Origin of the sequence: Streptomyces iranensis, from assembly GCF_017874715.1 — a bacterium.
Lineage (GTDB): Bacteria > Actinomycetota > Actinomycetes > Streptomycetales > Streptomycetaceae > Streptomyces > Streptomyces iranensis.
On sequence record NZ_JAGGLR010000003.1, the window covers coordinates 419,026 to 431,515 of the forward strand.

3 protein-coding genes are annotated in these 12,490 nt (G+C 74.0%); all 3 read left to right on the top strand.

From position 1 onward, the window contains the following. Positions 1-217: 217 nt before the first annotated feature. The 3 genes from J2Z30_RS07795 to J2Z30_RS07805 are packed head-to-tail and all read left to right on the top strand — an operon-like array spanning position 218 to position 12,488. Positions 218-7,561: a type I polyketide synthase gene (locus tag J2Z30_RS07795; protein ID WP_044579962.1), complete on the top strand. Its 7,344-nt coding sequence runs from the start codon at positions 218-220 to the stop codon at positions 7,559-7,561. Next, positions 7,558-12,129, top strand: coding sequence for a type I polyketide synthase (locus J2Z30_RS07800; RefSeq protein WP_078957130.1), 4,572 nt, complete (start codon positions 7,558-7,560; stop codon positions 12,127-12,129). The genes J2Z30_RS07795 and J2Z30_RS07800 overlap by 4 nt, the downstream gene beginning before the upstream one ends. Next, positions 12,126-12,488: an acyl carrier protein gene (locus tag J2Z30_RS07805; protein WP_372453245.1), complete on the top strand. Its 363-nt coding sequence runs from the start codon at positions 12,126-12,128 to the stop codon at positions 12,486-12,488. The genes J2Z30_RS07800 and J2Z30_RS07805 overlap by 4 nt, the downstream gene beginning before the upstream one ends. The last annotated feature ends 2 nt before the right edge of the window (positions 12,489-12,490 follow it).

Sequence of the window (12,490 nt, forward strand, 5' to 3'; positions counted from 1 at the left end):
AACAGGGGGAGAGAAGGTGGCGGCGCGGCCGGTGTCCTCGCGTCTGGCGAGATTCAGCCCGTCGTGGCGAGAGCGTGAACGACTGCTTGTTGACTCTTCAGTAATAACGTGGCTAATTTCAGTCGGCGCCGTTTCGCGGGATTGCCATGTCATACGTTCGACATGCCTTGCCCGAATTATCTCCATTTCCTGCCGCGCTAGCGATTTTGGAGAAAACATGTCAGCCGCCGTGGACGCAGGCGATCTTGTCATCGGCATCACTCCGTTCGGGGAACCGGACGCCAGACTCGCCGCGGCGGTCAGCCGCGCGGGCGGACTCGGCATCCTCGACCTGGGAACAACGGGCCGTGAAGCCCTCCAGGCATGGGAGGACATCGGCGAGTGGGTGGCCGACGGCCGGTACGGCGTGCGGGTCGCGGCGGGCTGCCGCCTCACCCCCTCGGACCTCCTGGGCGCCCCGCCCGCCGGTGCCCCCACGGGCGGCCCGGGCGGTGGCGTGCCCGGTCCGCATACGGTGGTGCTCGGCATGGACTCGCCCTGGCCGGTGGAGGCCGTCGCCGACCACTGCCGTGTGCTGGCCGAGGTCACCGACCTGGACGAGGCCCTCGAAGCCAGCCGTGCCGGAGTACACGGGCTGATCGCCCGGGGGAGCGAGAGCGGCGGCCGGATCGGTCCGCTGGGCACCTTCGTGCTGCTCCAGCGGCTCCTCGCCGACCCCCGGGTGTCCTTACCGGTGTGGGCCTGCGGCGGCATCGGCCCCAGCACCGCCGCCGCGTCCGTGCTCGGCGGCGCGGCCGGGGTCGTCCTCGACATCCAGCTGGCCCTGCTCGCCGAATCCGGGCTCCCGGAGGACCGCGCCGCCGCCATCCGCTCCATGGACGGCTCAGAGACCACCGTCCTCGACGGACACCGGGTCCTGCGGCGCCGGGGGCGCGGTCCGCATACCGGACCCGACCTGACGGTAGGTCAGGACGGCTTTCTGGCCGGGCGGTTGGCCGAGCGGTGGCGGGATGTCGGCCGCACCGTCCGGGGCCTCACGGACGCCGTCCGGGAGGCCGCGCACGAGGCCGTACGGAACGACTCCGCGGTCGTCTCGGCGCTGCGCCCCGGCTCCCCGCTGAGCACCCGCCTCGGCACCCGGCTGCCCCTCGCACAGGGCCCGATGACCCGGGTCAGCGACCAGGGCGCGTTCGCCTCCGCCGTCGCCGCCGGGGGAGCGCTGCCGTTCATCGCGCTCGCCCTGGCCGGACGCGAGCAGGCGCGCACGATGCTGGAGGAGGCCGCGGCCGCGCTGGACGGACGCCCCTGGGGCGTCGGTGTCCTCGGCTTCGCACCCGAGGAGATCAGAAACGCCCAGCTCGAGGCCGTACGGGAGGTCCGCCCCAGCCACGCGATCATCGCGGGCGGACGGCCGTCCCAGGCCAAGGCGCTGGAGCGGGACGGCATCGCCACCTTTCTGCATGTGCCCTCGCCGGGGCTGCTGCGTCAGTTCCTCCAGGCCGGGGCCCGGCGGTTCGTCTTCGAGGGCTCCGAATGCGGCGGCCATGTGGGGCCGCGAAACAGCTTTCCGCTGTGGGAGGCCCAGATCGCCGTCATCGAGGACTTCCTCGACGAGGCCGCACACGCCCCGCGTCACACGGCGGGCACGGACGGCGCCGACGCGACCGATGGCACCGACGGCGCGGAGATCGAGATCTTCTTCGCCGGGGGAGTGCACGACGAACGCTCCGCCGCGATGGTGGCCGCGCTCGCCGCCCAGCTCACCCGGCGTGGCGTCGCCGTCGGCTCGCTCATGGGCACCGCGTATCTGTTCACCGAGGAGGCGGTGGCACACGGCGCCGTACAGCCGCTCTTCCAGCGCCAGGTGGTGGCCGCCGAGCACACCGTGCTGCTGGAGACCGCCCCCGGCCATGCCACACGCTGTGTGCCCAGCCCCTTCACCGAGAGCTTCGGCACCGTGAAGGAGCGGCTGCGGAACGAGCGTCTGCCGGACCGGGAGGTCTGGGAGCGGCTGGAGCGGCTGAATGTGGGACGGCTGAGGATCGCCAGCAAGGGCGTGGACCGCGGGCCCGACGGCGTGTTGGCCCCGGTGGACGAGGAAGGCCAGCGCGGCGGCGGGATGTTCATGGCCGGGCAGGTGGCCGTGATGCGCTCGGCCACCACCACGATCGCCGCACTGCACCATGCGGTGGGCCCCGGCGCCGCCGACTTCCTCACCGCACGCGCGGCGGCGGTGTGCGAGCGCCTGGGCGTGGCCACGGCCCCGGCGGCGGCCGAGGCGCCCGCGCCGCTGGACGTGGCCGTCGTCGGCATGGCGTGCATGTTTCCGCAGGCACCCGATCTCGCCTCATTCTGGGCCAATGTGGTGGGCGGTGTGGACGCCGTCACCGAGGTGCCCGCCGAGCGCTGGGACCCCGCCGTCCACTACACGGGCGACAAGGACGGCGCCTCCGCCTCCCAATGGGGCGGCTTTCTGCCACCCATTCCCTTCGACCCGCTGCGCTACGGCATCCCCCCGGCCTCGCTCGGCAGCATCGAACCCGTACAGCTGCTGGCCCTGGAGGCCGCCCGCCGGGCCCTGGACGACGCCGGATACGGCGACCCCGGCGACGGCGGCCGGGCCTTCGACCGCTCCCGCACCTCCGTGGTGTTCGGCGCCGAGGCGGGCAGCGATCTGTCCAACGCCCAGACGCTGCGCGCCGTCCTGCCGTCCTACGTCCACGAGGTGCCGCGAGCCCTGGCGGACCAGCTGCCCCGGCTCACCGAGGACTCCTTCCCCGGCATGCTCGCCAACGTCATCTCCGGGCGGATCGCCAACCGGCTCGACCTCGGCGGCGCCAACTACACCGTGGACGCGGCCTGCGCGTCATCGCTGGCCGCCGTGGACGTGGCCTGCAAGGAGCTGACCGGGGGCACCAGCGACCTCGTGCTGTGCGGCGGCGCCGATCTGCACAACGGCATCAACGACTATGTGCTCTTCTCCTCCGTGCACGCCCTCTCCCCGACGGGCCGCTCCCGGACCTTCGACAGCTCGGCGGACGGGATCGCGCTCGGCGAGGGCGTCGCCTGCGTCGTTCTCAAACGGCTGGCCGACGCCGAACGGGACGGCGACCGCGTCTACGCCGTCGTCAAGGGCGTCGGATCCTCCAGCGACGGCCGCTCGCTCGGGCTGACCGCCCCGCGCCCCGAGGGACAGCGGGCCGCACTGGAGCGCGCCTACGCCAATGCCCGTGTCTCGCCCGCCGACGTGGGCCTGATCGAGGCGCACGGCACCGGTACGGTCGTCGGCGACCGTACCGAACTCACCGTCCTGGGCGAGGTGTTCACCGATTCGGGGGCCACACCCGGGGCGTGTGCGCTGGGCTCGGTGAAGTCCCAGATCGGCCACACAAAATGCGCCGCGGGCCTCGCCGGGCTGGTGAAGGCCGCGATGGCGCTGCACACGGGCATCACACCGCCGACCCTGCATCTGACCCGGCCCAATGAGGCGTGGGACGCGGACCGCAGCCCCTTCGCCTTCCATACCCGGGCCCGGCCATGGGCGGCCGCGCCCGCCGAACGGGTGGCCGGGGTCAGCGCGTTCGGCTTCGGCGGGACCAACTTCCATGTGGTGCTCGCCGCTCACGGCCGCGGAGCGCCACCCGCACAGGGGCTGGACGACTGGCCCGCCGAGCTGTTCCTCTTCCGCGGGGCGGACCGGGCGGCGGCGCTGCGGGTGGCCCAGGAGACACTCGACCAGCTCATGGCCAATGACGCGGCGGGTCGGCCGTGGCGGCTGCGCGACCTCGCGCTGACCGCCTCCCGGCGGGCCGACGCCGGCCGGGAACCGGTCCGGGTGGCCGTCGTGGCCCCGGACCTGGACGACCTGGCCGCACGATTACGCCAGGTACTCGCGGGCGATCCGCCGGGCCGGGGGCCGCGCGGAGCGGACGGGCTGTACATGGCCCCGGACGAGCCCGAGAAGGCCGGGGAGAACGGGGAGAACGGGGGCAGCGGGGACAGCGGGGAGGCAGAGGGCGAGCCTGGGCGCGGCAAGGTCGCGTTCCTCTTCCCCGGGCAGGGCAGCCAGCGGCCCGGGATGTTCGCCGACGCCTTCGTCACCTTCCCCGGGCTCCAGCGCCATCTGCGCCACGGACGCGGCTACGCCGACGCGCTGTATCCCCCCACCGCCTTCGACGAGGCCGGGGAGTCGGCACAGCGCACCGCGATCACCGACACCCGGGTGGCCCAGCCCGCACTGGGCATCGTCGGGCTCGCCGCGCACACCCTGCTCACCTCGGCCGGGGTACGGCCCGACATGGCGGCCGGACACAGCTACGGCGAGCTGGTCGCGCTGTGCGCCGCGGGCGCGCTCGACCCCCGTACGCTGCCGCGGCTGAGCGCCGAGCGGGCGGCCGCCATCCTCGGCGCAGCCGAGGCCGACGGGGCGGAGCCCGGCACCATGGCGGCCGTGACCGCGGCCCCCGACCAGGTCGAGCCGGTGCTGCGCGCGGCCGGGCTCGCCGGGCGCGTGGTGGCCGCCAACCACAACGCGCCACGGCAGACCGTGATCTCCGGGCCCCAGCGGGACATCGAGGAGGCGGTGCGGCTGCTGCGGAAGGCCGGGCACTCGGCCAAACGGATCCCGGTGGCCTGCGCCTTCCACAGTCCGCTGGTGGCCGGGGCCGGTGCGCGGTTCGCCGAGGCGCTGGCCCGCCATCCGGTGCGCGAGGCGGAGTTCCCCGTCTGGGCGAACCGCACCGCCGCCCCGCACTCCGCGGAGCCGGATGCCATCCGCGCCGAACTCGCCGCCCAGATCGGCGCGCCGGTCCGCTTCGTGGCCCAGATCGAGGCCATGTACGAGGCGGGCGCACGGATCTTCGTGGAGGCGGGTCCGGGGACGGTGCTCACCCGGCTGGTGGGGGAGATCCTCGACGGCCGCCCGCACCTCGCCCTCGCCTGCGAGGGACGGCGGTCCGGCGCCGCCGGTCCGCGGGGGTTTCTGGACACCCTCGCCCGGCTGGCCGTCGCGGGCGTCCCGGTGCGTACGGCCTGGCTGTTCCACGGCCGGGACGCGGTGGCGGCGGGATCCGCCCCGCCACCGAGGCGGCCCGGCTGGACGGTCGACGGACACCTCGTCCGCACCGCGAACGGTGAGCTCCTGCCCGGTGCGCTGGCACCGGCCCGACGTGTCATGGAGGCTACGGTGAGCCAGACGGATCGGACGGGGGGCGGCGAGTACGGCGACAGAGACGCCCTGATCTCGGAGTTCCTGAGGACCAGCCGGGAGATGATCGCCGCCCAGCGCGATGTGCTCCTCACCTACTTCGGTAGCGCTCCGGGCGAACGGCGCGCGGCGCCACCGTCCCCGGTCGCCCCGGCCACGTCCCTGCCCGCCGGGCTCGCCCCGGTGGCCGCCGCCCCGGTGGCCGCCACCTCGGAGGCCCCGGCCCCGGCCCCGGTCGCCGACGTGGCTCCTGCCCCGCCCGCGCCCGCCACCGGGCCCGATGTGCTGCGCGCGGTCTCCGAAATCATCAGCGAACGCACCGGCTATCCGGTCGACATGATCGAACCGGATCTCGATCTCGAGGCCGATCTCAGCATCGACTCCATCAAACGCGCCGAGATCGCGGGCGAGTTGGCGCGGCGACTCGGCGTCGCGGGCGCGGACACCGCGACCTTGGGCGATGAGGAGCTGGAGGAGCTGACCAAGGCGCGTACCACCGCCGCCGTCACCGATTGGCTCACCGCCCGTCTCGCCCCCGAGAGCTCCGCGGCCTCCGCCACCACCGCACCGGCCGATGAGCCGGAGCCGGTGGCCGTGCGGACGGCCCAGCAGGTGGCCGAGCCCGTGGCCGTGCCCGGCGTGGCGCCCAAGCGGATGCGGCTGGTGCCCGTGCCCCTCGGTGCACCGGACGACGGCGCCGCCGCACCCCCCGAACTGACCGGTCGGCGCTTCGCCCTGGTCGGCGGGGACGGCGACGGGGTGGCCGAGGCGGTGGCCGCCCGCCTCGGCGAGCGCGGTGCCGAGGCCGTCATCCTCCCCGCCGGTCATCAGCTCACCGAAGACGACGGCCAGGTGGACGGTGCGCTGCTGCTCGATCCGCTGGCCGCCACCGGCTCGCCGGTGCTGCCGGAGGCGTTCACGGTCGTCCAGTCGGCGCTGCGGCGCGCCCCGCAGTGGCTGTTGGCGCTGCGGCGCGCCGACCCGCTCGCCGCGCGCACGGCCGGGCTGCGTGGCGTGTTCCGTACGGTGGCCAGGGAGTACCCGGACACGGTCACCAGGCTGGTGGAGTTCCCCGGCGAGGCGACCGGACTCGCGGAGGCGGCTGGGTCCGCGGACGTGGCCGGGTTTACCGAGGCGGCCAGGTCTGCCGACGTGGCTGGGTCTGCCGATACGACTGGGTCCGCGGACGTGGCCGGTTTCGCCCACGCGGGGTCTGCCGATGTGGCTGGGTACGCCGATACGGCCGGAGCCACCCACGTGGCCAGGTCCGCCGACGAGGCCGGAACGGTCCACGCGGCCGGGCCCGCCCGCGCGGCCGGGTTCGCCGATGCCGTGGCCGACGGGCTGCTCGACGAGTTGCTCGCCCCGGACCGTACGCCCGTCGTTCTGCGCACCGCGGAAGGGCGGCGCCACCGGCTGGACCTCGTGGAGACCCCGCTGGGCGCGCTCGCCGGTTCGGGTGCCGGGCCCGCCGGGGACGGCGTGGCGGAGGCCGCCGCGCTCGGGCTGGACCGGGACGCGGTGGTGACCTTGGTCGGTGGGGCGCGGGGCATCACCGCGCGGTTCGCCGCCACCCTTGCGTCCGCCGCCCGCTGCCGGATCGAGCTGCTCGGCCGTACGCCGGAGCCCGTCGGTCCCGAGGACCCGGCCACCGCCGGGGCCCGCGACGAGACGGCCCTGCGCGCGGCGCTCGCGGCCCGGGGCGGGCCGGGGCCCGCCGAGATCCAGCGGGAGGCCGCCCGGATCCTGGCGCGGCGTGAAGTGGTCGCCACCGTCGAGGAGTTGACCGCACTCGGCGCCCGTGTCCGCTATCGCTCGGTGGATGTCCGCGACGCCGAAGCGGTGCTCCAGGCGGTGAAGCAGATCCACGCCGACCACGGACGGCTGGACGGTGTGGTCTACGGGGCCGGTGTGATCGAGGACCGGCTGATCGCGGAGAAGTCCGCCGAGTCCTTCCAGCGGGTGTACGGCACCAAGGTGGAGGGCGCCCGGACGCTGCTGGACGCGCTGGCCGAACTGCCCGAACCCCCGGCGTTCGCCGTGTTGTTCGGCAGCATCGCCGCCGTCCTCGGCAACCGCGGCCAGGTGGACTACGCGGCGGCCAACGACGCCATGGAGACACTCGGCGCGCGGTGGCGGGACCGCACCGGCAGCCGGGCGCTGACCGTGCACTGGGGCCCCTGGGCACCGGCCGGAGCCCACGGCGGGATGGTCACACCGGAGCTCGGCCGTGAGTACGCCCGGCGCGGCATCTCGCTCATCGACCCCGAGGAGGGCACGCTGGCGCTGCTGCGCGAGCTGGCCTGGGGCGAGGAGTCCGCGGGGTCCGTCGTCTACACCGCCTCGGGCTGGTGAGCGTGACGGACGACCAGTCGCACCGGCAGCCGCCGGTGGCCATCGTCGGGATGTCCGTACTGCTGCCCGGCTCGCCGGACCTGGAGACCTACTGGCGCAACCTGGTCGGTGGCGTGGACGCGATCAGTGACGTCCCGGAGGGGCGGTGGGACGCCGGTTTCTACGCCCCGGACGGCGGTGGCGACACGCCGACGGCACCCGACCGGGTGTACTGCCGACGGGGCGGATTCGTCGACGAGTTCGCCCGCGTCGAGGCCGCCCGGTTCGGGATCATGCCGAACTCGGTGTCCGGCACCGAACCCGACCAGCTGATCGCCCTGGGTGTCGCCGCGGCGGCCATCGCCGACGCGGGCGGTGCGGACCGGCTGCCCGACCGGCAGCGGGTGGGCGTGGTGCTGGGCCGGGGCGGCTATCTCACCCCCGGGCTGGTCCGGCTCGACCAGCGGGTGCGCACCGCCCACCAGCTCGTACGGACCCTCGGCGAACTCCTGCCCGACCTCGGGCCCGGCCAACTCGAACGGGTACGTGAGGCGTTCACCGAACGGCTCGGCCCCGACCGGCCCGAGGCGGCCATCGGCCTGGTGCCCAACCTCGCCGCCTCGCGCATCGCCAACCGGCTCGATCTGCGCGGCCCCGCGTACACCGTGGACGCCGCCTGCGCCTCCTCGCTCGTCGCCGTCGACCAGTCGGTGGGGGAGCTGGCCTCGGGGCGGTGCGATGTGATGCTCGCGGGCGGGGTGCACCACTGCCACGACATCACCCTGTGGAGCGTCTTCTCCCAGCTGCGCGCGTTGTCGCCGAGCCAGCGGATCCGGCCCTTCCACCGCGCGGCCGACGGTCTGCTGATCGGCGAGGGCACCGGTGTGGTCGTCCTCAAACGGCTCGCCGACGCACTGCGCGACGGCGACCGCGTCTACGCGGTGATCCGGGGCACCGGCGTGGCGTCCGACGGCCGTGCCACCGGGCTGGTCAACCCGGACCCGGGCGGTCAGACCCGTGCCGTACGGCAGGCGTGGCGGGCCGCGGGACTCGATCCGCGTGAGCCGGGCGCCATCGGGCTGCTGGAGGCGCACGGCACCGCCACGCCCGCCGGGGACACGGCCGAACTCGCCACGCTGGCAGAGGTGTTCGGCCCCGGTGACACGCCGGGGGAGACGGCCGTCATCGGCTCGGTGAAGTCGATGATCGGCCACACCATGCCCGCCGCCGGTGTCGCGGGCCTGGTGAAGGCCGCCCTCGCGGTCCACCACGGCCGGCTGCTGCCCACCCTGCACTGCGACGACCCCCATCCGGCGCTCGCGGCCACCCGCTTCTCGGTGCTCGACGCGGCCGAGCCGTGGGACGCGCCCGTACGGCGCGCCGCCGTCAACGCCTTCGGCTTCGGCGGGATCAACGCCCATGTGGTGCTGGAGCAGCCGCCGCCGGTGCCGGAGACGCGGCGCGCCACGACCGTCGTCATCGAACCGGAACGAGTGCTGGCGCTGGCGGCGGACACCCCGGAGCGGCTGGCCGAGCTGCTGGCGGCGGACGACACGACCGTACGGACGACGGTGACGGGGCGCGACGCCGGTACCCGGCTGGGCATCGTCGAGCCCACCGCCAAACGGCTCGCGCTCGCCCGGCGCATGGTGGCCAAGGGCCGCCCGTGGCGGGGCCGCAACGACATCTGGTTCACCCCGGCGCCACTGCTCGGCGCGGGCCCGGCGCCGAGGGGGAGGCTCGCCTTCGTCTTCCCCGGTCTCGAAGCCGAGTTCGTCCCCCGTGTCGACGGTGTCGCGGAGTACTTCGGGCTCTCCCGGCCCGCCGGGGACCGCTTCGGCGAGGCGGCGCGCGTGGGCGACATCGGCCGCCATGGCGTCGGCGTCTTCGGCGTCGGACGGCTGCTGGACGCGGCGCTGCGGCGGATGGGGGTCGTACCGGACGCGGTGGCCGGGCACAGCGTGGGGGAGTGGACCGCGCTGGTCGCGGGCGGCCTCTACGCAGGCGAGGAGGTCGATGCCTTCCTCGATTCCTTCGACCCCGACGCGCTGCGGGTGCCCGGTCTGGCCTTCGCCGTGCTCGGCGCGGGTGCGCGGCGGGTGTCCGACGCGCTCACCGAGCGGGCGGACGGCCGGATCGTGCTCTCGCACGACAACGCGCCCAGCCAGTCGATGGTGTGCGGGCCGCGCGACGATGTCGAGGAGTTCGTCCGGGCCATGCGCGCCGAGGGCGTGATCGCGCAGGTCCTGCCCTTCCAGTCCGGCTTCCACACCCCGATGCTGGCGCCCTACCTCGACCCCATCCGAGCCGTGACGGAACGCTTCGAGCTGCTGCTGCCGCCCAGGACCCCCGTCTGGTCCGGCACGACCGCCGCACCGTATCCGGCCACGGAGGCGGAGGTGCGCGCACTGTTCATCCGGCATCTGCTGGAGCCGGTGCGCTTCCGGCTGCTGACGGAATCGCTGTACGAGGCGGGGTTCCGTGCGTTCGTCCAGGTCGGTACGGGGCAGTTGGCGTCGCTCATCGGTGACACGCTGCAGGGGCGTGACCACTTGGTGGTGGCCGCCAACTCGCCCCACCGGGACGGGGTGTCCCAACTTCGGCGCGTGGCCACGGCGCTGTGGGCGGAGGGGGCGGAGGTGGACCCCGCGCTGCCACGTGAAGGCTCGGGCGCGAGATCGGCGCTTCCCGCGGTGCGGCTGGACCTGAGCGGTTCGCTGATCTCGCTCGGCGAGGCGAGGTTGAGCGAGCTGCGCAACGTGGTGGGCAAGCGTTCCTCCCCCGGCCACCGCCGGGAGGTGCCCCCTGGGCGGAACGGGTGGGCACCACCCCACCCGCACCCGGCAACGCCGAATGCGTTTCACGGCGCGCCACCGCACCCGCCGTCCGCCCCGTGGGCCGCCGAACTCGACGCCCTGCTCAGCGAGACCGCGGCCACCGCGACAGCGGTCGTAGCGGCAAGCCGCCCACCGATCCCGCACACCCACGAGCTGTGGGTCTCCACCGAGACCATGCCCCACCTCCGCGACCACTGCTTCTTCCCCCAACGCCCCGGCTGGCCCGATGAGCCGGACCGCTGGCCCGTGGTCCCGGCCACGACGATCGTCCGGCACCTCATGGACACGGCGGAGCAAGTGGCAACAGGCACCGTGGCCGTCGCCGTACACGGCGCCCGCTTCGACCAGTGGGTGACGGCATCACCACCCACCACCGTCCAGGTCACCACGACCCCCACCGTCGGGGCGGCCCACTACACCGTCACCTTCGGCCGCGGCGCCCGCGCCACCGTGGAAGTGGCCGATCGCCACCCCGACACCCGCCCCACGCCCTGGAGCGTCGACCCCGCCACCGAGCGCACCCCCGATCACACCGCACAACTCATCTACACCGAGCGCTGGATGTTCCACGGTCCCGCCTTCCAGGGGCTCACCGAACTCACCGCGATCGGCGCATCGCACATTCGCGGCACGATCACCACACCCCCCGCACCCGGAGCGCTGCTGGACAACGTCGGACAGCTCCTCGGCTACTGGATCATGGCGACCCGCACCGAACGGACCGTGGTGTTCCCGATCGGCATGCGTCTGATGCGCTTCTTCGGATCGCATCCGGCCCCCGGCACACCGGTGGAGTGCCTGATCAGGATCACCTCGCTGACCGATACCGCACTCGAGGCCGACGCGCAGCTGCTGATCGGCGGCGAGGTGTGGGCGGAGCTGTCCGGCTGGCAGGACCGCCGGTTCGACAACCACCCCGAAACCCGGCCGGTGGAGCGCTTCCCACAGCGCAACACGCTGTCCCGGCCCCAGCCGGGTGGCTGGGTGCTGCTCCATGAGCGCTGGCCGGACCTGGCGTCCCGTGACCTGATCATGCGTAACCACCTGGGCAGCGACGAGCGCACCGCCTATGCACACCAGCCGCCACGTGGCCGCAGACAGTGGCTGCTGGGCAGGATCGCGGCCAAGGACGCGGTACGACGATGGCTCTGGGACCATGGCGAAGGCCCGGTCTTCCCCGCCGAGATCGGGATCCGCGAGGACGCCCAGGGGCGCCCGTACGCCATCGGCGTGCACGGCCGGACCCTGCCCGAACTGGCGCTCTCGCTGGCACACCGGGCCGAGACCGGGGTCGCCCTCGTGGTGCCGCGCCACGCCAACGGCGCCGCGGGCCCCGGTATCGCCCTCGAAGAGGTCACCGATGGCGATGACGTGGCCGTCGCCCTCACCCAGCCCGAGCGTAAACTCCTCGCCGCGATGACGGCCGCGAGCGGTGGAGCACATGCCCGCTGGGCCACCGCCTTCCGGGCCGCGAAGGAGGCGGTCGCCACGGCGGAGGCCACCGGTCTCCGCGACCGGCCACGGGACCTGACCATCGCCGGGGTACGGCCCGGTGCGGGCCGCCCCGACGCGCCACCGGCCCGGCTCATCGTCGAGGTGGCGGCCACCACCGCCCCCGGACGGCCCCCGCGCCGCTATGAAGTCCACACCATCACCATCGCCAACCCGCCCGGACTGCCGGACCGGGACTACGCCGTGGCCTGGACGACCGGCCCGGACCACCAGGAACAGGACGAGGAGAGCGATCAGTGACCACCGTCAATCAGACCGCCCCGTCACCCGCTGCCGATGCACCGGCCGAGGCACTGGTCAGCGCGCCAGCCGACGCACCGGCCGTGCTCGCGGAGATATCCGGGATGCTCCGGACGATGCTCGACGAATACGACCTCGACGATATCGAGGTCACCATGGAGACCCGCTTCACCGAGGATCTGGAGCTGGAGAGCATCGACCTGGTGACACTGGCCGGCAGCCTGGAGGCCCGGTACGGCAGACAGGTCAACTTCGCCGAGTTCGTGGCCGACCTCGAACTCGACGAGATCATCGACCTCACCGTGGGACAGCTCGTCGAGTATGTCGTCCGGTGCCTCAGGGCCACCCGGGAGCGCTGACC